We start from the raw sequence: 19,823 nt of genomic DNA, 5'->3' as shown, positions 1-19,823 counted from the left end.
CGTGATGCGCAACCGATGCGGAACGGGATGAGTCGCTCCCGTCTTACTCGGTGCCGTATAAAAGCAAGCCCTGATCTCGTATCGACGCCGCCATCCAGCGCAATTCCTTCTCGAGGCTTCTATCTTCGCTCAAAAACGGACTCCGTTCTCGCACCTGCTGCAGCGTGCGGACGACAGCAGAACTCAATGCCTCCAAGCCGCCCCTAAGCTCCATGCCCTGCACCGCCGCCAAGAGCATAGCGGCGGCGACCTGTTCGGTCAGCTCGATGATGCGGATGCAGTCCCGGGCCGCGATCGTGCCCATGCTGACCTTGTCCTGATTGTGGCACTCGGTCGAGCGCGAGAAGACGCTGGCCGGCATGGTCAGCTTCAGCGCCTCGGCGGTCCAGGCCGATACCGCGATCTGCACGGCCTTGAAGCCGTGGTTGAGGCCGGCGGCGGGGCCTGTCGCGCCGGACAGGTTTGCAGGCAAGCCCTGATTGAATTTCGGATCCATCAGCTGCGCCATTTGCCGGTCGAGCAGGTCGGCCAGATTGGCGACCGCGGCTTTCATGCTGTCCATCGCGAAGGCGATATGGCCGCCGTAGAAATGGCCGCCGTGCAGCACATGTTCGCCTTCCGCGTCGATGATCGGATTGTCGTTCGCGCTGTTCAGTTCGTTTTCGATGAACTGACGCAGCCACGGTAGCGCGTCTTCGAGCACGCCGATCACGTGCGGGGCGCAGCGTAACGAGTAGCGGTCCTGCAGGCGGGTGTCATGGCGCGGCGCGGCTCCGGTCAACTGCAGATCGGCGCGGATGCGGCCGGCCGCACGATTTTGGCCGGGATGCGGTTTGACCGTAAACAATTTTTCGTCGTAATGGTAGGCATTGCCGTTCAATGCGATCGAGGCGAGGCTGGTGATCCGGGTCGCCAGGCGCGAAAGGTATTCGGCCCGCCGATAAGCCAGACAGGCCACACCGGTCATCGCGGCGGTGCCGTTCATGATCGCGAGGCCTTCCTTCGGTTTCAGTGTCAAAGGCTCGATGCCGAGCTTTGCAAAGACCTCGCCGGCAGCGTGGCGTTCGCCCTGATACAACACCTCGCGCTCGCCGGCCAAGACCGCCGCGACATACGACAGCGGCGTCAAATCGCCGCTCGCGCCGACCGAGCCTTCCTTCGGAATCAACGGCAATATGTCGTGTTCGAGCAAATCGGCCAGGCGCTGCAACAGCAGGTAGCGCACGCCCGAATAGCCTTGCGCGAGGCTGTTCAGGCGCGCGGCCAGGATCGCGCGGGTTTCCTCGGAGCTGAAATGTTCGCCGAGGCCGCAGCCGTGGAAGGTGTAGAGATGTCTTGAGAGTTCGTTGACCCATTCGAGCGGAATCGGAATGGTGCAGGAATCGCCGAAGCCGGTCGTTACGCCATAGACGAAACCGTTTTCGTGCAATAGCGTCTCGATGAAGCGCGCGCCCTTGTCGATGCGCTCTACAAAGGCAGGTGTGCGGCTCAGTTCGACCCGTGCCTGCCTGTGCGCAATCCGGCCGATGTCTTCGATACTGAGCGGCTGGCCGTCAAAAATGACGGTTTTGCTGATTAAGCCTTCGTTCATCGCGGCGACACCAAGACCATTGCCGCGGCTTTTATCTTGTGATCCCAACCCGCATGAGCAACAAGCGGATCGGCCTCTATTCGGTGTAACAACTTCATGATTCCTTGTGCCAAAACGGATAAAAATTAAACCATTGCAACGGCTCCTGCAGACAATAGCCCTGCAAACGGTTCGCGTAGCGCTGGATTGTTTCCTGCAATGCCTGCTCGCGCTGCTTTCTCGGCAATTTGAGGCCGTCGCTGAAAGGGTCGAAATAAATGACATACTTGCCGCGTCGCTTCAGGCAAAATACCGTAAAAACCGGACATTTCAACAACGCCGCCAAAATGAACGGCCCTTCCGGAAACAACGCCTTGGCGCCTAAAAAATCGGCTTCCGCGACACGGTCTTGATTGCTCACCGGGGTCCGGTCCGCCGCGACGATCACGATTTCGCCCTGATCGATCTTGTCCGCCAGCCGCATCGAGGTCGCCGCGCTGATTTCGGTGACCTGGATCAGATTCAGCTGGCTGGCGCTGTTATAGCGGCTCAACAGTGCGCTGAATTTTTCGGCATGCCGGGTATGCACGAGCACATTGACCCTGATGTTATTATTTAGACTCGCGATCACCCGACAGACCTCCAGATTGCCCAGATGCGACCCCAGCAGCAACACGCCCTGCCCCTGTCTGAGGCGCTCCAGCACCGGCTCGCGGCCCCGGTAGCCGACATCGCCAAGCGCAATCATGCCTGCCCAGGCCGCCAGTTTGTCGAGTATCGCTTCCGCGAAGGTCATGAAATGTCGAAAGCTGTCGAGCCTACCGCCGCTCAGTTGCAAATCTGCTGGATACCCTGAGACACGGCGCAGATAATCGCGGCTCGCGGCTCTGCCCCGCCGGTTCACCAGCCAGTAATAAGCGACCACCGGATACAAAAAAAACTGTACGACCGGGCGCCCGCCAAGGCGATAAATCCCGAGCAGCAGACGCATACCCCAGACCAGGCTATACTCGCCCATCTCCGCCCAGTGCGGTTTTTTCATTGCCAATGTCTCATAACCAGGCCGGGCAGGCGCGCCAGCATGCCGAAAAACAGCCGTGCGTGGATTTTCGAGATCATCAGATTGTCCTGCCACAGCCGAAAATGCGAGACGCCGTCCAGCGGGTAACTGACCCGGGTCGGCAGATTGATCACCCGCACGCCCTGCCAGTACAGCCTGACGATGATGTCGATATCGAAATCCATGCGCCGGCTGATCCGGGCGTTTGCGCAGACCCGCTCGACCGCCGCCAGCGGATACAGCCTGAAGCCGCACATCGCATCGCCAATCGCGAATGACAGGGTATTGATCCAGACCCAGAGATTGGTGAACTGGCGTCCGTACTGGCGGCTAAGCGGCGCCTCCTTGCCGAAGACCGGAAAACCCGCGATCAACGCCTCCGGATGCTGCCGACTCGCCTCCAAAAAGCGCGGTATGTCATCGATTCGATGCTGACCGTCCGCATCGATCTGCACGGCATGGGTAAAGCCTTGCGAAATCGCCGCCCGGAAGCCGTCGAGTACCGCCGCGCCCTTGCCGCCGTTTTCGGCGCGGACGATCAACGTCAGCCAATCGCCTTCCCGGCGGGCGCACTCTTCGAGCGCCTCGCGGCAGGTAGCGGAACTGCCGTCGTCGATCAAAAAGACCTGCAAGCCGAAAGGCTTGATCGCCGCGACTACATGCGGCAGCGCCTGTTCGTGGTTGTAAACGGGGATGATGATGCAGGTTTTCAAGACTCGGCTCCATAGACCAGGCGCCCGGAACTGTAGGACTCGGCTCCCTTGCGATATTGAAAAACCAATTTGCCGGAAGCTTCGCGCCATTCCAGGCTCAATTCGAGTTCGTCATCCGGACGGATCATCTTGCCGAATTTGATCACTTCCATGTGCGAAAAAGGCGTCGTGACCGGAAAAAAAATCTTGCCGAAATGCTCCGCCCAGCCGATCTGCACGACTCCCGGCAATAACGGAAATTCCGGAAAATGATCCGGAAAATAACCGAGCCCCTTCGGCACTTTGATTTGGAGGCGCGCGCGATCAGGATTCGTTTCGGCGGCCAGCACTCTCGGGAGGCTCTGGGTATCGGTATTCATCAGCAAGGTCAAAAGTTCTTGGTTCACTTTACCTTGCGTGGTCAGCGGGATTGAGTTCACGAACAGCCATTTTCTGGGCAGCGTCACCGCGTCGAAACTGTCGGCAAGGACGCTACGCAGTTGTTTGATCAGCGCGTTTCTACCCTGCTCCTGAAGCTGTGCCGCGCCGCTATCGTTCAAGACCGCCGCGATCGCGACCACGTCCCGGTGACGGGCCAGCACCAACGCGTAGGCTTCGGCAATCCAGTGCGTATCCTGAAGACGCTGCTCCAGGGCGGTCAGCGACAGCCTTTTCTCTTCGATCTTGACGATACGGTCCTGTCTTCCGTGCAGCAGAAAGCGGCCGTCGTCCAATCGGATCAGACGATCATCCAACGGCAAGCCGTCCTGAGCGGTCAAATAAGGCGAATAGAGATGGGGCCTGTCGGCTAACCATTGGATCCGGATATCCGCAAACGGCTGCCACGGCGCGTCGATCTGCCCGGACGCCTGCCGCCAGGCAATGCCGCCGGTTTCGGTGCTGCCGTAAACTTCGATCACCGTGCGGCCGCTGGCAGTGAAGATTTGCCGGGCCGCATCCGCAGGCAAGGGGCCGCCGGAACTGAAAATCGCCGCAAGGCCGGCGATACCCTGCCAGGGCGATTGCTCGTCGAGTCGCTTCAGATGGCCGGGACTCGCGATCCAGCAAGTCTTGGCGGCATCGCCGTCAGCCAAGAGCGCTTCGGGGCTCAAAAACATTGGGCTATGGAAACAGCGCCTCGCCGACAGCGGCCATAACACCCTGAACAACAGGCCATAGATATGCTGATGACTGACCGTGCCCGCAATGCACGCATCTTCCAGCAATCCTCCCCAAAGACTTTCCAGCGTATCAATTTCGGCCTGCAACTGGCGCAGGGTTTTCGGCACCGCTTTCGGCGGCCCCGAGGAGCCCGAGGTAAACAGGACGATGCAGGGAACATGCATATCGAGAGCCGTAAGACGGCTATCCGAGCCTTCTGTCATCAGTAAATCCGCATCGAAAGGATCATCCGGCCAGTCGCCCAGCAGCCGACACCGTTCAAGACGCAGTTGCCGCGCGGTTTCGGGCAGATTGTTGCCGGAAATCCAGACTTCCTTGCCTGCATGCAGCAGCGCGAACAACAGTACCGCAAACGGATAGGCATCCTGCGTATATAACGCATAACGCCGATCGGGTTCTCTACGCAATGTCTGCGCCCAAGTGCCGACCGCCTTAGCGAATTGATCACGCCGATACAGCATCCCTTGATGGCGTGCGATCGGCACCGGGTCCTGCATCACTTCGATGCCGCACTTTGACAGCAAAATCAAATTATTTCGCATGCTTTTGCGTTCTGATCCGCACCAGGTATTCGCCGCCAAACAAAGTGCCCATCAGCAGATAAGCTATCAGGCCGTTGTATAAACTCCAGATTTCGAAACTGCTCCATAATGCGGTCGCCAACGCGATGCCGCCGTTCAGTAGGAAAAAGCCGCACCAGACCTGGGTCACACGCCGCGTATAAGCGACGCCCGAAGGCGGCAGGTCCGGATGACGCAGGCGGGCCAGACGTTCGATCACGGTCGGCGGATGGAACAGACTCCAGGCAAACAGCGTCAGCAACGCGCCATTCATCATGACCGGATAAAATCGCAAGGTAATCGGATCGTTGCGCCAGATCGCGAGCGCGCAAAAGATCATACCGGCGATCACTATCAGCCGGCCGCCCAGTGCCTTGAAGCCGCCGAAAGCCTGTCTGATCACCAACAAGCCGATCAATACCGCCGCGATTTTCCACGGTTCGAAATACTGGATGCCGAAATAGACCGCGAAGGGATAGGCGATAGTCAAAAGACCTATCACGATGTTGATCAATGGACGCATGCAATCTTGTTTCACCTCTCGCCTTGGAGCTTTCCCCTATGCATTGACCATCTTATAAACCGCCTCGACCACATCGCCGATCGTGCGCGCCGTTTTGAAATCCTCCGGCTTGACCGCCTTGCCGGTCATTTCCTTCAGCCTGACGATCATATCGACCGCATCGATGCTGTCGAAATCGAGGTCTTGATACAGCCGCGCCTCCAGCGTAATGTCGTCCTTGTCCAATTCAAACATCTCGGCCATCAATTCCTGAATGGCCGCCAAAATTTGTTCACGATTTTCCATCATTTTCTCAACTGCGCGCGGATTCGATATAGTGGGCCAAGGCGGAAATCGAGGCGAAGATAAGCGCCACGTCTTCTTTTTCGGCATTGATTTTGACATTATATTTTTTTCGGATCGCAAGTCCCAGTTCGAGCGCGTCGATCGAATCGAGCCCGAGCCCTTCGTTGAACAGCGCCGCATCGCTGTCGATGTCATCGACGCCGATATCCTCCAGGTCCAGCGTCTCGATGATCAATTGCTTCAATTCATTTTCCATGGTTCTGATAGATTTCTCTCTGTTCGGTGAAATAATCCTGTAAAAACCGGTTCAGGCGGCGCACCGCGATCGATTTGGGTTCGAGTTGCTGAAACGGTTCCAGATCGATGTCATCGCCGACATGCATCGCCAGGTGGAATCGCCGCCGGTAAGGAATGCTGTACCACGGCTCGGCCTTGGTCAAAGTGCTCGGATAGCAGGACAGCGTAACCGGCGTCACGATTTTTCCGGCCTGCAACGCGATCGCGGCGGCCCCGCGTTGAAAGCGGTAAGGCTTGCCGGGCACCGAACGGGTGCCTTCCGGAAAAATGATCATCGAACCGCCCGCGCGCAGCCAGTCCACGCATTCTTCGATCATCTGTTCCGGATCGCCGTTGCTGATGTAGCCCGCATTCAAAATCGGCCCGCGCATGGCCGGATTGCGCCACAGCGACGCCTTCACGATGCAGCTGGCTTCCCTGACCCGGCTGATCAGAAACACGATATCGACCAGCGTCGGATGATTCGCGAGGATCAATTGGCCGGGCCGGTTCAATTTTTCGAGCCCGACGATCTCATAAGTCATGATGCCGATCCGGTGCATCAGGCCGATGAACGCATAAAAGCTGTAATGCACCACATGCTGGCCGCGTTTGATCCGCTCCCGGCGGCTGCCGGGCAAGACCGACAGGAGCGGAAATACCAGCACCCAGAGCAGAAACCCGCCGACGCCGAAGGCCGTGAAGCTGACCGCGGTGCCGAAAAGACGCCAAAGATAGGTCAGCTTGTAGATTAAATTATTTCCCATCGCCAACCGCGCCCCTCAAAAATCAAACCGGACTCCGCGCTGTCGCCGAGCAAAAAATCGATAAACGGCAGCAATTGCACTGGCTGCTCGCGGTCATCCAGGCATTCCGGCGCGCGGCGCAAACGCAGCGCCATACCCTCGCCAGACAAGGATAGACGCAATGCCAGGGCACAGGGGAATTCGGCATTCAATTTGAACGGAGCGAGAGGATAAAATTCGGCGATCGGCTCATCGTACAGGACCACGAGCACCTGCCCCGCGCCTTCCTGCAACAGGCCGAGCGCTTCTAGGAAAGCCGGCGCGAGGCCATCGAGTCCAGGCGCCATCACGGTGATTTCCTGTTGATTGTGGTAGGCAATCGAATACAATCCCGCGATCGCATTGTGCACCGACAAACTGAACGCAGTCGGCGACAGTTCCTCGCCGGCCTGAATCATTTGCAGCATTTCGAGCGCTTTTCCGACTTCGCCATGCGCGGAGCTGAAGACCGTCGGCAAGGTTTCTCCGGGCTTCAGGCATTGATCGATCGCATTGAAAACCAATCTGGCCAATGGGCTCAAACGGCGCTGCTGCAGCTTCGGGATGAAATCGGGTATGCTGGGCACTGCGTGGGCGTTTTCCCGCGCGCCGAGCCGAAAGCCGCCCCAGCCGTCCCTGCCGTGCAAACCCGGCGCGCAGATGCCCCAGTCGTTCAATACAAAATCGGCAACCTTATAGACAGAGGACATGGTTCGTCGGAAAAACTACGCGGAGGTCGAGCACAAGAAACACGGCGAAAAATTTCAATCAAAGGCGCGTTTATACCATAAACGCGCGCCGCGCGCATTTTGGCAAATTCATCTGCGTAAATGGTAAACTAGACCATCGCAACTTTTGGGTAACAGAGAAACCGATCGATGAACATCACACAAACCGCAACTTCTTTTGCCGGCATCGTCTTGCTGGCGTTATTGAACGGCTGCGCCTCCACCGCGCCCGAAACGAAAGCCGTAGAAACCGCCGCGCCGGCGCCGCGAGTCAACGACTTCCCGACCCGCGACCGCGTCGAATATGTACTGAACTGCGTCGCCCAACACGGCGGCCTGAGCTATATCACCCAATACGCCTGCGGCTGCAAGATCGACAAGATCGCCGAAAAAATGTCTTTCGCCGATTTTGAAGCCGCCAAAACCTTCGGCTATTTGCGCAGCACGCCCGGCGATGCCGGCGGCGTTTTCCGCGATCCGAAGCAGGCGAAAGATCTGCGCAAGGTACTGAAGGAAGCCGAAGCGTATGCCGAGAGGCAATGTTTTGTGAAATAACCGCCGTCACCGGGCGCAGTAGGCTATACTCCTATTGCGCGCCCGATGATTCCTGACTTGCCGTGATCTTTGCGGTAAGGGAAGAAGCGGCCATGGTTTCCACCCGCCCCATGCCAGACTGCCAACGACTAACAACCCAGAATCTTCGTTAGCACCCCAAAAAAGTGAAATATTTCACAAAAATCACGTGAATAATTTCACTGAAACCATCACCCCGCTGCTTTACGCTGTAGCTAGGCGTAATCGTTCCATCCTGCTGCTTCGATCTTCGCAGCAACATCGGGATCGGCTTGATCGAGCTTCGCACTTAAATATTATGGGGACATCAGATATGCATCGTACAGCCACCCTTACCCAGAACGGCTTTCTCGAAATGCTGAATATTTTTGACTGCGTCAAGTCGTCTTTGGTCGTATCCGGCCATTACGACGCGGCGACCGCTGGCAGCGAAGCCGCGTATCCCGGAGACGTGGAAACCCTGTCGTTCGAAACCGGGGCGGATTTGGTGCGCCGCGCGCATAGGCTGTCCAAAAACTGCCGTCTGGCGCTATGGGTCAATGACATGGCGATCGGCCAAGCGGAACGTGACGCATTCAAACAAAATTACACGCTGCCGTATCGATACGCCGAAATCCTCCGCCGTCATCGGCTGAAGGATCAAGACCTTTGCGTGATCTATGAGAGTTCCCTTCGCCAGCAGGCGTCGACGGAGCTGCGCGCCATTTATAAAAAGGTGCCGCACTTGTTTGATCGGATCGAGGCAGACGATACCGGGCTGCTCCGGAGTGTGGGCGCTGCCGCTTCCCGTTCGACTGAAGCGGAAGCGGAGCAGATCGCTTATGTGATTCGGGGACCCTATCGGGAGTCGCTCGTCCTGAAGGACGGGCCGCATCCGCAGTATAACCTGATCCTGGCCACGTTGTTGAAGGAGATCAGCAAACGCTTCTCGCCCGGCATGATCATCACCGTCTTTAACGAATCCGAGGTGTACCGTCTGAATCTCGGCATGCACGTGGCAAAAACGCTCTTCGGCCTGGCCACGCCGATGATGAACGTCTATTGCGATCACGAAGAATTAAGTGCATTCAACTTCGCGTCGGTCCCGCCCAAATACCGGCGATAACTTCATTCTTACCGCAGGCCCGGTCAGGCGGCTTAAACCGCCTGACCGGCGATTGCCTTACATTATCCGACCTACAGCTTACTTGAGCGCGTAAGTTTCGCTATACGTCGCACCCTTCGTACAGGCATCCCGAGCGATCGGACTCTCGCAAGAGGTATCGCTGATTTCCGCCTTCAAGACCCCCGCCGATGACGGCACGAAATAGAACCGGAAATTCGGATCGGAGCTGATCGCGATATCTGTCTTCGCGGTCAACACCGGCTTGCCGTTGAAGGTGACTTTCAACTGTTCGATGAAATGCGACTTCTTGACGAAGCGCGTCATCTGATCCATCTGCATCCCGGTGATGTTCGGATGGCTGATCATCAATTGCACCAGATTCGGTTCGGCCGTCTTGACGCCTTCATCGAGCCTGAATTTCATCTTGCCGAGCCGCTTCAGCGAGGCGTCGAGATCGGCGCCGATCGGCGCGGAGCAGCCGCCGCTGGCTTTCACGAATTTCTTCGTCATCACCAGGCTGCCGTCGTTGAGTTCGGCGATCGCGCGAATATAGCTGTAGGTATTGACCCGTATCCGCATCGCCAGATCGGCCTTGCCGCTGTCGGGCGTCAAGACAAACTCGCCGACAAACGGAAACGGATTTTTATCGACCAGCACCAGGATTTTTTTGATGTAAGCGTCCTGCGTCTGCGGGATTTTGCTGACGATTTTCAACGGCACCAGCGCCGGATCCTCGGCCCGGTAAGGCGCTTCGAGCTCGATCACGTCATTGCCTTCCTTAATCGTTTTGCCGGCAAAATATTGATTTTTCAGCGTCGCGTTCCATTCGTTTTCATCGCCTTCGGCAAAGGCCGCCCATGGCGGCATGGACAAAACCAGTACAAGCGACAGAAATTTAGTCACATTCATTTTTGTTTAACCCGATGATGGAATAATTTTTCATTATGAGCCTAACGCATGGCAAGGACAACCCCAAACAATAGATCGGTCCCGTTCATACGGTTTACGCCCTCCCCCGTCATTATCTCGCGGTGTCGAAACGGCTCCGAGTGACATGACCAGATCGATGTTTGCACCCAAACTATTGTAACCGCTGTCGCGGGCGCCCTATAATGAAACCCGGCTTAAATAGCCCCACCAAACCCATCGTCAAAACCCTAGACCGCGAGGTTCAAATGTATCAATGGATAATCGTACTGCTCCTGACCGGCATCCTGTCCGGTTGCGGCTATAACGACCTCCAGATCAGCGATGAAGACGTCAAGGCCGGCTGGGCGGAAGTGCTGAACCAATACAAGCGCCGCGCCGATCTGGTGCCCAATCTGGTCAATGTGGTCAAGGGCTACGCGGCTCACGAAAAGGATGTCCTGACCGAAGTCACCGCGGCGCGGGCTCGCGTCGGCGCGATCCAGGCCACGCCCGAACTGGTCAACGATGAGGAAGCTTTCAAAAAATTCATCGCGGCCCAGGGCCAGATGACCAGCGCCCTATCCCACCTCCTGGTGGTGGCCGAGAATTATCCGCAGCTCAAGGCCGACGGCATGTTTCGCGACTTACAGGCGCAATTGGAGGGAACCGAAAATCGCATCGCGGTTGCGCGCAACCGTTACATAGCCGCCGTGAAAAACTACAACGTGATCGTACGCTCGCTGCCGACCAACCTCACCGCGATGCTGTTCGGCTATAAAACCAAGCCCAGCTTCACGGTCGAAAACGAGCAGGCCGTCACCGAACCGCCAAAAGTCGATTTCGGCGCGCCTGTCCCGGCACCCGGACGGTAGACGATACGGATGCATGGCGTCAAACCGTTTACGCCAAGCTGCCGCACGCATTGCCGGAGCGATAAGCCAATGCCAGCGATGCGGCCGCGGTTGAGGTCCGTTTTCGGATTGATTCTGCTGCTGTTCCTCGGTACAGCTTTGGCGCAGCTTGCCCTGCCCGATTTGTCGAGGCGCGTAACCGATCTGACCGGCACGCTGTCCGCCGAGCAGGCGAACGCGCTCGAAAACAGGCTCGCCGCCTTCGAAAAAGAAAAAGGCAGCCAGATCGCGGTGCTGATCATCGACACCACGCAGCCCGAAGACATCGCGGCTTACGGCATCCGGGTCGCGGATGCCTGGAAAATCGGCCGAAAAAATGTCGATGACGGCGTGATTTTGATCGTCGCCAAGAACGACCGCCGACTGCGGCTCGAAGTCGGCTACGGACTCGAAGGCGTGCTTCCCGACGCCGTAGCCAAACGCATCATTGCCGACACCATCAAGCCTTACTTCAAGCAAGGCGCATACGCCGCCGGCATCGACGCCGGCGTGACTGAGATCATGGCGCTGATCCGGGGCGAGGCTCTGCCTGCGCCGCAGGCAAGCGCCGATAATGCGCCATCGGAATCGGCTTTCTTGTTGATCCTCGGCGCCGGCCTGATCGCAGGCTTCATCCTGTCCCTGATGCTGGGACGCCCCCTGGCAGGATTGATCGCAGGACTCGGCTGTACGGCCGTGTCGGCGCTGTTCTTCGCTTGGGGTTTTGCCATTTTTTTGGGCGTCGTGGTGTTCTTCCTGATCATCGGCGGCAGCCGGTATAGCGGCTGGTCCAGCGGCGGCGGTTATCGCAGCAGCGGCGGCGGAGGTTCCTGGGGCGGTGGCGGTGGCGGTTTCGGCGGCGGAGGCGCGTCAGACTCATGGTAAACATCAAACGCTGGTTCAAACACGCATTCATGCCGCCCTGGCGCTGGCGCGCCGCCTTTCCTTCGGCAACGCTGAAAGCCATCGAACAGGCGATCGGCCAATCCGAAATCCGGCACCGCGGCGAACTGCGTTTTGCGGTCGAAAATTCGCTGCCGCCCATGCAGGTGTGGCGTGGACGTACAGCCGCAGACCGGGCGCGGCAAATTTTTTCCGATTTGCGCATCTGGGACACCGAAGAGAACAGCGGCGTCCTGATTTATCTGATGCTGGCCGACCGGGAAGTCCATATCGTCGCGGATCGCGGCATCGCCCGGCGCGTTGCGCAAACCGAATGGGACGCGATTGCGTCGGCGATGCAGCAAGCCTTTCGGCGCGGCGATTTCCGGGACGGCGTGCTGGCCGGCATCGCATCCATCACGAGCTTGTTGACTGAACATTTTCCCGCCGCTTCGCTGAACCCCAATGAACTGCCGAACCGGCCCGTCGTTATCAAGGAATAAATGCCGAATCTTAACCTGCTCTGCCATCCCGATACCCCTAGTCCTGCCATCGATTCCTTGCAGGTTGAGCTCGAACGCTGCGCCGGAAACGCTATCCTGCTGCATTATCGCTTGACCGGCGACTTAAGCAGGATTCTGATCCCCGCACCGAAGCCGGCCGCCGAGACCGACGGACTGTGGCAGCATACCTGTTTTGAACTCTTTGTCGCCAAGACCGGCACCCCGGCCTATTATGAATTCAACTTTTCACCTTCAGGCCAATGGGCCGCCTATGCTTTCGGTGCTTACCGGCAACGCAGGCCGTGGACGCTCTGCCGCCCCCCCGTCTTAGCGTTAACGCAGACTCGAAACGAATTAATGCTCACCGCTAAAATCGCGGCCCCCGAGTTGCCGTTTGACGGCGGCGTAGACTCCCTGCAATTAGGACTCAGCGCGGTCGTCGAATCGACGACGGGGGACCTTTCCTATTGGGCGCTGCGGCATCCGGGCGATCGCCCCGATTTTCACGATCGCGCGGGTTTTGTGTGCCGGCTGTAAACCTGATAAGCTGCGCGCCCTTGCGCCAGGCAATTTTTTTCGACAACGCCCTCTTCGCATTCACTCACCCATGAAATTTGGCATAGACCGCTTACTTGAAGACAACAGTCTGCGCGCGCCCTTGGCCGGCAAGCGCATCGCCCTGCTCGCGCACCCGGCCTCGGTCACCCAGGACTTGACGCACAGCCTGGATGCGCTCGCCCGGCTCCCCGATGTGCAGCTCAGCGCCGCCTTCGGGCCGCAACACGGCCTGCGCGGCGACAAACAGGACAACATGATCGAATCGCCCGATTTCATCGATCCTCTGCACGGCATTCCGGTGTTCAGCCTGTACGGCGAGGTGCGCCGCCCGACCGCGGCGATGATGGACACCTTCGATGTCTTGCTGGTCGATTTGCAGGATCTGGGCTGCCGGATTTACACCTTCATCACCACCCTGCGCTATGTGCTCGAAGCGGCCGCAGAGCACCAGAAATCGGTCTGGATTCTCGACCGCCCGAACCCTTCCGGCCGGCCGGTCGAAGGCCTAACCCTGCGCTCCGACTGGGAAAGTTTCGTCGGCGCGGGGCCGATGCCGATGCGCCACGGCCTGACGATCGGCGAAATGGCGTTCTGGTTTATCGCGACGTTCATGCTCGATGTCGATTGCCGGGTGATCACGATGGAAGGCTGGAACCCGCACGCCGCCCCCGGTTTCGGCTGGCCGCTCGGCGAACGCACCTGGATCAATCCGAGCCCGAATGCGCCGAATCTCTGGATGACCCGCTGTTATGCCGGCACCGTGATGCTCGAAGGCACCACGCTGTCCGAAGGCCGCGGCACCACCCGCCCACTCGAATTGTTCGGCGCGCCCGATCTCGATGCCCGCAAATTGGTCACCACGATGCAGGCGCTCGCGCCGGCATGGCTCAGAGGCTGCCGTCTGCGCGAATGCTGGTTCGAACCGACTTTTCACAAACATGCCGGAAAGTTGTGCGCCGGCGTGCACATCCACGTCGAGGACAGTTCGTACGACCCTGCGCTTTTCCGCCCCTGGCGCCTGCAGGCGCTGGCGTTCAAGGCGCTGCGCCGCCTGCATCCGGATTATCCTTTGTGGCGCGACTTTCCTTACGAATACGAACTCGATCGTCTGGCGATCGACGTGATCAACGGCTCGCCAATACTGCGCGAATGGGTCGATGACGCGGAGGCCGAAGCGGGTGATCTGGAAAGGCTGGCGCACCGGGATGAAGAGGACTGGCTGGACAGCCGCTCGCCGGTTCTGCTCTATTGATTGAGAACGCTGCCGACCGGCGCCTTCGCTTCGCAAATAGCCGCCCTTCGGCGTATACTGGCCGGGTCTTAACGGAAAAACCTGCCGCCCATGCAATTTTCGCTGCCGATCGACCTGCTTGCTTTCGCCGCCAGCAGTGCGCTGATACTGCTCTACTATCTGTTTTTAAGCTGGCGCACCCGCCGCGATCCCGACTTCAGCGTACACCGTTTCAACCGGAAGGTGCGCGAAGCCTGGGTCGAGATGGTGGCCAAGAGCGGCAAGATGGATATTCTGGCCGTGCAGACCTTGCGCAATTCGGTGATGGCCGCCAACTTCATGGCCTCGACGTCGGTGCTGCTGATCATCGGCTCGTTGAATTTAAGCGACAAGATCGAAAAATGGGCCTATGCCTGGCACCCCGGATCGGCAGTCGAAAGCATGACCGGTGAATTATGGCTGATCAAACTCGGTTTATTGGTGCTCGATTTTTTTATCGCCTTCTACTGTTTCACGATGGCGATACGTTTTTTCAATCATGCCGGCTACATGATCAATCTGTTGGCCGGTTCACCCGAAGCCGGCGTGTCGTATGCGCAAGCCTGCGCCTATCTGAACCGGGCCGGCGCTTATTATACCTACGGCACCCGCAGCTTTTTTCTCAGTCTGCCGCTGATTCTCTGGTTTTTCGGGCCCTATGCCCTGGTATTGGCGACGCTGATTCTGATCGCGGCGTTATACAAACTGGACCGAGCGCCCTGATCCCCTCCTTGGGACCTGGCATTTGCTACGGCATTACTCGCCCGTTTCCGGCTTCGAAACACTTTCGTCAAAATCATTTCCGTCCAGCATCCGCGGCTCCAGCAAGTGATTCAGCCAGGCCTCCGCAGCGGCCCGCTGCTTCTCCAACACCGTATTCGGCCACAGCCCGAAGGAGATCACCAGTGTGCCTAACAGGCAGAGGACGCCGAGTTCGCGCGGGCGCAGATCCTGCAATTGCCTGACCGCGGCACTTGCGGTCGGCCCCATGAAGGCCCGGCGCGTAAACGACGTCATGTAGGCGGCGCTGAGGGCCGCTCCGGCCAGCGCCGCTATCGCTAGGCTCGGATGCGAGGTCAAGGCGCTGACGATCAGCAACAATTCGGCCGGGAAACCGTTGGTTCCGGGCACGCCTAGGCTGGCCAGCATGAACAGGAAATAAAAGCCGGTCAACCGCGGCATCACCTTGGCGAGTCCGCCCATGTGGATTCTTTCGGTGCTGCCGAGGCGATGGTGAATGAAGCCCGCGATCAGCATCAAGGCGCTCGCATCGACCGAAAAATTGACCAATTGAAACAGCGCCCCCTGAATGCCCTGCATGTTCAGCGATGACAGCCCCACGATGATCAGACCGATATGGCTGATGCTGGCATAGGCCAGCATGCGGCGAAAATTGCTTTGCTGCAAGGCCACCAGCGCGCCATAGATCAAGGTGACCGCGCCGATGATGCCTAGCGACCAGTTATATTCGACCGCCGAAGTTGGCGCCAACGGCATCGCAAAACGGATGATGCCGTAAACACCCAGTTTCAGCCCGGTCAGCAACGCGGTCATCTGCGTCGAGCCTTCCATCGCGACGGTCGGCAGCCAGGTATGAAAAGGCGGCAAAGGCGCCTTGACCGCAAAACCGAGCATCAGCAATAAAAATACCGCCGCTTCCCAATGCCCCGACAACGGCGTGGCCAGCAGCGCCGGCAGGCTAAACGTCAGATCGTTCGGAACAGCGCCCTTGATCGCGTTGACATGATTGAAGGCGAGCAGAATGATCGCGAACAACAAGGCGACGCCGCCGAACAGCATAACCAGCGTGTATTTGATCGCCGCAGCGCGCCGGCCGGGACCGATGCCCCAGAGGCCGATCAAGAAGAAGATCGGCGGCAGCGTCAGTTCCCAAAACAAAAAGAACAGCATCATGTCCATCGCGCAAAACACGCCCATCGTGATGCCTTCGAGCGCCAGCAACAGGGACAGATGAAAATGCGGCAGGCGCTGCACCGAATTCCAGGTCGCGAGCAACGTCACTAAGGTCAGCAACGCCGACAACGGCAACAGCAGGATAGAGACGCCGTCGACGCCGAGAAAATACTCGATATTCAAATGCTCGATCCAGACATGATGTTCGACCCATTGCAACTCGTTGCCGCTGTCTGCCCGAAAGCTTTGGACGGCAAACAGCGCAACGGCCAATTCCAGGCCTGCAATCAGCAAGGCGCTCCATTTCGCGGCCCTCAGGTTGCGGATGAAACCGAGCGCAAGCGCGCCGAGCAAAGGCAGCCAGATCAGGGCGCTGAGCAACGGAAATTCTGTCGCATTCATGGCTGTTCGTCCTCGATTTGGAGCTGATCCGGCTGTACTTCCTCCTCCGCTGGCCCGTGCGGCATCGAGCTGTGGATCGGGTAGCCTTTCGTGATCATCGACGCATCCTGGTCGACCAGCCTGAGCCAGGGCCGCATGTAAAAGCCGGTGCCGATCAACAAGACGCCGATGACCGCGGTAATCAGGCGCTCTTTAAACACCGGATGATGCAGGCTCGAATAAGGCTGCGCAAAGCGTTTGGAACTGGCCAAAAACATGCGCTGAAAGGCCCAAAGAATAAAGGCCGCGGCCAGCAGGTTGCCGGTCAATATCGCGATCGCGAGCAGCCAGCCGTGCTCTTCGATGGTGCCCTCGATGATCAGGTGGGTCGCATCGAAGCCGGGCGTACCGGGCTTGACCAGCGTACTCAACGCCGATACCAGAAACAGCATGCCGAGGGTCAGATTCGAATCGAACAAGCCGCCGAGCCTTGGCATCAACGCGGTGCCGGTGCGTTCGTAAATCAGGCCGACGCTGAACAGCATGCCGGCGGTCGCAAGACCATAGGCAACCGACAGCATGATACTGCCTTCGAGTCCGAAATCGTTGAAGCAGAACAAGCCGATCACCAGAATGCCGGTCTGGCTGAGCACCGCAAACGCCAACAGCCGCCGGATGTTGATTTGCAATAAAGCCATCACCGCGCCGTAGAAAATACTGATCAAGGCCAACGCCAGCACCAGCCCCGCCCAATCTTCGGCGACACCGGGCAACAGCGGCAAGATGAAGCGCAGCACCGCAAAAACACCGAGCTTCAGGCCGACCAGAAAAACCGCGCAACTGGCGACCGTGCCGTGTTCGGCCAGGATCGGCAGCCAGCCGTGAAAAGGAAACAACGGCATCCGCACCGCGAAACCATAGAACAACAGCACGAAAATCAAGGTCTCGTCGTGCAGATAAGCGTTGTTCTGTTTGATCGTGAGCCAGTCGAAAGTCAAAGGATGCTCCGAATCGATCAGACCGAAACCCAGCAGCAAAAACCCGCCGAGGGTCATCAGCAAGGCGCTGAGCCAGTATTGCAGCAAGCGGTCGACCGCCCAGCGCCGGTGCTGCCCGGTCCCGGAATGCAGCGTCAAATAGATCAGCGGCAACAATTCCAGGACGCTCCAAATCCAGAACTGCATCACGTTTAAAGCCGCAAAAGCGCCGATCAACACCGTTTCGTAACCCAACACGCTGGCCACATAGGCGCGGTCGCGATAACGCGCTTTCGCATGCGAAAAGGTATAGAGCATCACCAAAAAAGAAATCACCGCGGTCAGCGGAATGAACAGAATGTTGACGCCGTCGACGCCGACCGTATAGCTGAGCCCGGCGAAATGCGCCTGTTCGACCAGATGGATGCCGGATTCCTCGGCATCGAACACCAGCAGGAGATAGATGCTCAGCAGCACGTTCAAGGCCGTGCCGGCAAAACCGAAACGCAAGGCCATCGTGAACGAGCGCGAATAGAGCACCAGAGCCATCGCGGCGAGCGGTACCAGCGTCATCGTGGTCAAGACCGGAAAAGCGGCGGCTTCGGTCCAAGGAGTAACGGGAAAATGCATCAGCGCCTCAAAATGCGACCAGCAGGGTTATGAACACGAACAGCACCAGATAGCGCGGCCTTAAAATAAACGCTTCGAAGCGATTGCCGAACCGTCCGATCCGCCTGCCCAAATCCGCAGCATTCTTGCCATAGCCGCGCAACATGAAGCGGCTCTCAAGTCCGTGGATCAGGGCCGCCGTCCATTCGGCCAGCTTGCCGGCCAAGCCGCTGCCTTGCGCAAACTGGTCGGAATCCTCGTTCAGGCGCGCGCCGATTTTTTGCTCCTGATATTGCGCCAGCGACGAGATCGCCCGTATCGCGGGCTCCGGGGAGCCCAAGATCCGGTCGATGATCGAGTCGTCGAAATATCTGAGATCATGAGACAAGCGCCCTATCGGCCTGACCAGCAAACTGTCGGTCAGGGAATCCAGCCAGAACCGTTGCAGCGAAGCGGTATAAGCCCAATAATTTTTGGCCAGCGCCGGTTCGATCGGTTTGATCGGATTACCCTGCACATTGTGCATCAGCGAAGGCGCCGCCAGTAATTGATAGGCGCGAACGACCACATGCGCGCATAAATGCCAGCCCGCCAAGTGCCAGAATCCCAGGCCGCATTCGAAAAACATCAAGCCCAATTGTGCCGAGGTCGCCGCAATCAGCGAGGTCTTGACATCGGTTTGAGTCAACCCGAGCAGATAACTGTAAATCGCGGTCGCCAAACCGACCACGACCAGCGTCCCCATCGCAAACGGCGACATTTCAAAGAGCGGCTCCAGCAGGCAGACCAGAAAAACGCCCGCATGCACCATCACCGAGCCGTAAAAAACCGCGCTCGACGGCGTCGGGCCTTCCAGCGCGCGCAGCAGCCAGGGCGTAAACGGCAACTGCGCGGATTTGACAAACGCCGCCAGCGCAAAACAAAATGCGATGCCGGTCGCTTCGCCGGTCGACAATTGCGCTGCCAGCACATTCAATTTCGTCCAATCGACGCTTTCCGCAAAGGCGTAGCTGAGCCCGATCGCGATCACGAAAGCGGCGTCGCCGAGGCGGTTGGTAACAAAGACCCGCGTCGCATTCGCGGCGGCGACCGGACGGTCGTAAGCATAGGCGATCAACAAATAGGAGCACAGGCCGGCGATTTCCCAACCTATGAAAGTCCCGACCGCGTTGCCGGACAACACCAGCCACTGCATCGCGGCCGAAAACAGCGTCAACACGAAAAAGAAGCGGTGAAAACCGACTTCCCGGTGCATGTAATTGACCGAGAAGCGGACCACGACGGCCAAAATGATCCCGAACAAGGCGGATAAACGCAGGCCGAATCCCTGGGTCAGGAAGTTGATCGAAACCTCGAAGCTATCGCTTTGCAGCCAGGTCCCAAGATTGAACCTACCCCGGTTCATGCCGAGCACATCGGCGCCGTAGAGCGTCAACGACAACAGGCTGGACATCGTGACCGTCCACAAGGCGATACCGGCGGTCAGACCTTCCTTTTCTTCGCCGCTCAGCCAGTCGAACAGGACGCCGAGACCCAATATCAGCGCGGCGCAGAGAGGTAGTAAAGGAATCAGGAAAACCAGTGAATCCAT

At 58.3% G+C, this 19,823-nt stretch carries 21 protein-coding genes; 8 read left to right on the top strand and 13 right to left on the bottom strand.

Translation table 11 applies throughout. The annotated features are described in order from the left end of the window. Positions 1-43 precede the first annotated feature (43 nt). The 9 genes from hutH to ACEPPP_RS18130 all read right to left on the bottom strand — a co-directional run bounded on the left by hutH (position 44) and on the right by ACEPPP_RS18130 (position 7,643). Positions 44-1,591 carry a histidine ammonia-lyase gene (gene hutH / locus ACEPPP_RS18170; RefSeq protein WP_374088771.1) on the bottom strand — a complete coding sequence of 516 codons (1,548 nt, stop codon included), beginning with the start codon at positions 1,589-1,591 and terminating at the stop codon, positions 44-46. 94 nt (positions 1,592-1,685) lie between these two features. Continuing rightward, on the bottom strand, positions 1,686-2,612 hold the full coding sequence (locus ACEPPP_RS18165; RefSeq protein WP_374088770.1) for a hypothetical protein: 927 nt from the start codon (positions 2,610-2,612) through the stop codon (positions 1,686-1,688). After that, positions 2,609-3,343, bottom strand: coding sequence for a glycosyltransferase family 2 protein (locus tag ACEPPP_RS18160; RefSeq protein ID WP_374088769.1), 735 nt, complete (start codon positions 3,341-3,343; stop codon positions 2,609-2,611). The genes ACEPPP_RS18165 and ACEPPP_RS18160 overlap by 4 nt, the downstream gene beginning before the upstream one ends. Further along, a complete protein-coding gene (locus ACEPPP_RS18155; protein ID WP_374088768.1) occupies positions 3,340-5,046 on the bottom strand; it encodes an AMP-binding protein in 1,707 nt (568 codons plus the stop codon). The genes ACEPPP_RS18160 and ACEPPP_RS18155 overlap by 4 nt, the downstream gene beginning before the upstream one ends. After that, a complete protein-coding gene (locus ACEPPP_RS18150) occupies positions 5,036-5,587 on the bottom strand; it encodes a hypothetical protein (RefSeq protein WP_374088767.1) in 552 nt (183 codons plus the stop codon). Before ACEPPP_RS18150 ends, ACEPPP_RS18155 begins: the two co-directional genes overlap by 11 nt. 36 nt (positions 5,588-5,623) lie before the next feature. Beyond that, positions 5,624-5,872, bottom strand: a complete 249-nt coding sequence (locus ACEPPP_RS18145) for an acyl carrier protein (protein ID WP_374090946.1) — start codon at positions 5,870-5,872, stop codon at positions 5,624-5,626. A gap of 7 nt (positions 5,873-5,879) precedes the next feature. Next, positions 5,880-6,137, bottom strand: a complete 258-nt coding sequence (locus ACEPPP_RS18140; protein WP_326498890.1) for a phosphopantetheine-binding protein — start codon at positions 6,135-6,137, stop codon at positions 5,880-5,882. Continuing rightward, a complete protein-coding gene (locus tag ACEPPP_RS18135; protein ID WP_374088766.1) occupies positions 6,118-6,915 on the bottom strand; it encodes a lysophospholipid acyltransferase family protein in 798 nt (265 codons plus the stop codon). Before ACEPPP_RS18135 ends, ACEPPP_RS18140 begins: the two co-directional genes overlap by 20 nt. Beyond that, positions 6,900-7,643, bottom strand: coding sequence for a beta-ketoacyl synthase chain length factor (locus ACEPPP_RS18130; protein WP_374088765.1), 744 nt, complete (start codon positions 7,641-7,643; stop codon positions 6,900-6,902). Before ACEPPP_RS18130 ends, ACEPPP_RS18135 begins: the two co-directional genes overlap by 16 nt. 168 nt (positions 7,644-7,811) lie before the next feature. On the opposite strand from ACEPPP_RS18130, the gene ACEPPP_RS18125 reads away from it, so the two are divergent. Next, positions 7,812-8,216 (top strand): hypothetical protein, encoded by a 405-nt coding sequence (locus ACEPPP_RS18125; RefSeq protein ID WP_374088764.1) that lies wholly within the window; start codon positions 7,812-7,814, stop codon positions 8,214-8,216. A gap of 331 nt (positions 8,217-8,547) precedes the next feature. Continuing rightward, the gene (locus ACEPPP_RS18120; RefSeq protein ID WP_374088763.1) at positions 8,548-9,339 is read left to right on the top strand and encodes a hypothetical protein; all 792 of its coding nucleotides are present in this window, start codon (positions 8,548-8,550) and stop codon (positions 9,337-9,339) included. A 78-nt stretch (positions 9,340-9,417) separates the two neighbouring features. On the opposite strand, the gene ACEPPP_RS18115 is transcribed toward ACEPPP_RS18120, so the two are convergent. Continuing rightward, positions 9,418-10,248, bottom strand: coding sequence for a quinoprotein dehydrogenase-associated SoxYZ-like carrier (locus ACEPPP_RS18115; protein ID WP_374088762.1), 831 nt, complete (start codon positions 10,246-10,248; stop codon positions 9,418-9,420). Between the two features lie 266 nt (positions 10,249-10,514). Between ACEPPP_RS18115 and ACEPPP_RS18110 the strand changes: the two genes are divergently transcribed. The 6 genes from ACEPPP_RS18110 to ACEPPP_RS18085 all read left to right on the top strand — a co-directional run bounded on the left by ACEPPP_RS18110 (position 10,515) and on the right by ACEPPP_RS18085 (position 15,074). Further along, on the top strand, positions 10,515-11,120 hold the full coding sequence (locus ACEPPP_RS18110) for a LemA family protein (RefSeq protein ID WP_374088761.1): 606 nt from the start codon (positions 10,515-10,517) through the stop codon (positions 11,118-11,120). 90 nt (positions 11,121-11,210) lie between these two features. Then, entirely contained in the window at positions 11,211-12,023 is an 813-nt protein-coding gene (locus ACEPPP_RS18105; protein WP_374088760.1) for a YgcG family protein, read from the top strand. Continuing rightward, a complete protein-coding gene (locus ACEPPP_RS18100) occupies positions 12,017-12,523 on the top strand; it encodes a TPM domain-containing protein (protein ID WP_374088759.1) in 507 nt (168 codons plus the stop codon). Before ACEPPP_RS18105 ends, ACEPPP_RS18100 begins: the two co-directional genes overlap by 7 nt. Beyond that, entirely contained in the window at positions 12,524-13,060 is a 537-nt protein-coding gene (locus ACEPPP_RS18095; protein ID WP_374088758.1) for a DOMON-like domain-containing protein, read from the top strand. A gap of 70 nt (positions 13,061-13,130) precedes the next feature. Then, positions 13,131-14,333 carry an exo-beta-N-acetylmuramidase NamZ domain-containing protein gene (locus tag ACEPPP_RS18090; protein ID WP_374088757.1) on the top strand — a complete coding sequence of 401 codons (1,203 nt, stop codon included), beginning with the start codon at positions 13,131-13,133 and terminating at the stop codon, positions 14,331-14,333. 90 nt (positions 14,334-14,423) lie between these two features. After that, positions 14,424-15,074 carry a DUF599 domain-containing protein gene (locus tag ACEPPP_RS18085; RefSeq protein WP_374088756.1) on the top strand — a complete coding sequence of 217 codons (651 nt, stop codon included), beginning with the start codon at positions 14,424-14,426 and terminating at the stop codon, positions 15,072-15,074. 33 nt (positions 15,075-15,107) lie between these two features. Here the strand turns inward: ACEPPP_RS18085 and ACEPPP_RS18080 are convergent, their stop codons facing one another. The 3 genes from ACEPPP_RS18080 to ACEPPP_RS18070 are packed head-to-tail and all read right to left on the bottom strand — an operon-like array spanning position 15,108 to position 19,823. Continuing rightward, positions 15,108-16,667 carry a NuoM family protein gene (locus ACEPPP_RS18080; RefSeq protein ID WP_374088755.1) on the bottom strand — a complete coding sequence of 520 codons (1,560 nt, stop codon included), beginning with the start codon at positions 16,665-16,667 and terminating at the stop codon, positions 15,108-15,110. Continuing rightward, positions 16,664-18,253, bottom strand: a complete 1,590-nt coding sequence (locus tag ACEPPP_RS18075; RefSeq protein ID WP_374088754.1) for a NuoM family protein — start codon at positions 18,251-18,253, stop codon at positions 16,664-16,666. The genes ACEPPP_RS18080 and ACEPPP_RS18075 overlap by 4 nt, the downstream gene beginning before the upstream one ends. Positions 18,254-18,260: 7 nt before the next feature. Then, positions 18,261-19,823 (bottom strand): proton-conducting transporter membrane subunit, encoded by a 1,563-nt coding sequence (locus tag ACEPPP_RS18070; protein WP_374088753.1) that lies wholly within the window; start codon positions 19,821-19,823, stop codon positions 18,261-18,263.

The organism is Methylomicrobium lacus, assembly GCF_041897535.1.
GTDB classification, from domain to species: Bacteria; Pseudomonadota; Gammaproteobacteria; order Methylococcales; family Methylomonadaceae; genus Methylomicrobium; species Methylomicrobium lacus_A.
Note: the sequence above shows the minus strand (reverse complement) of the source record. Positions and strands in the feature narration are given on the sequence as shown.

Bases quoted from the DNA above. Each gene is read 5' to 3' on its own strand.
- hutH (WP_374088771.1), bottom strand. From the start codon at position 1,591: ATGAACGAAGGCTTAATCAGCAAAACCGTCATTTTTGACGGCCAGCCG.
- ACEPPP_RS18165 (WP_374088770.1), bottom strand. From the start codon at position 2,612: ATGAAAAAACCGCACTGGGCGGAGATGGGCGAGTATAGCCTGGTCTGG.
- ACEPPP_RS18155 (WP_374088768.1), bottom strand. From the start codon at position 5,046: ATGCGAAATAATTTGATTTTGCTGTCAAAGTGCGGCATCGAAGTGATG.
- ACEPPP_RS18150 (WP_374088767.1), bottom strand. From the start codon at position 5,587: ATGCGTCCATTGATCAACATCGTGATAGGTCTTTTGACTATCGCCTAT.
- ACEPPP_RS18145 (WP_374090946.1), bottom strand. From the start codon at position 5,872: ATGGAAAATCGTGAACAAATTTTGGCGGCCATTCAGGAATTGATGGCC.
- ACEPPP_RS18135 (WP_374088766.1), bottom strand. From the start codon at position 6,915: ATGGGAAATAATTTAATCTACAAGCTGACCTATCTTTGGCGTCTTTTC.
- ACEPPP_RS18130 (WP_374088765.1), bottom strand. From the start codon at position 7,643: ATGTCCTCTGTCTATAAGGTTGCCGATTTTGTATTGAACGACTGGGGC.
- ACEPPP_RS18125 (WP_374088764.1), top strand. From the start codon at position 7,812: ATGAACATCACACAAACCGCAACTTCTTTTGCCGGCATCGTCTTGCTG.
- ACEPPP_RS18120 (WP_374088763.1), top strand. From the start codon at position 8,548: ATGCATCGTACAGCCACCCTTACCCAGAACGGCTTTCTCGAAATGCTG.
- ACEPPP_RS18115 (WP_374088762.1), bottom strand. From the start codon at position 10,248: ATGAATGTGACTAAATTTCTGTCGCTTGTACTGGTTTTGTCCATGCCG.
- ACEPPP_RS18110 (WP_374088761.1), top strand. From the start codon at position 10,515: ATGTATCAATGGATAATCGTACTGCTCCTGACCGGCATCCTGTCCGGT.
- ACEPPP_RS18100 (WP_374088759.1), top strand. From the start codon at position 12,017: ATGGTAAACATCAAACGCTGGTTCAAACACGCATTCATGCCGCCCTGG.
- ACEPPP_RS18095 (WP_374088758.1), top strand. From the start codon at position 12,524: ATGCCGAATCTTAACCTGCTCTGCCATCCCGATACCCCTAGTCCTGCC.
- ACEPPP_RS18090 (WP_374088757.1), top strand. From the start codon at position 13,131: ATGAAATTTGGCATAGACCGCTTACTTGAAGACAACAGTCTGCGCGCG.
- ACEPPP_RS18085 (WP_374088756.1), top strand. From the start codon at position 14,424: ATGCAATTTTCGCTGCCGATCGACCTGCTTGCTTTCGCCGCCAGCAGT.
- ACEPPP_RS18080 (WP_374088755.1), bottom strand. From the start codon at position 16,667: ATGAATGCGACAGAATTTCCGTTGCTCAGCGCCCTGATCTGGCTGCCT.
- ACEPPP_RS18075 (WP_374088754.1), bottom strand. From the start codon at position 18,253: ATGCATTTTCCCGTTACTCCTTGGACCGAAGCCGCCGCTTTTCCGGTC.
- ACEPPP_RS18070 (WP_374088753.1), bottom strand. From the start codon at position 19,823: ATGGATTCACTGGTTTTCCTGATTCCTTTACTACCTCTCTGCGCCGCG.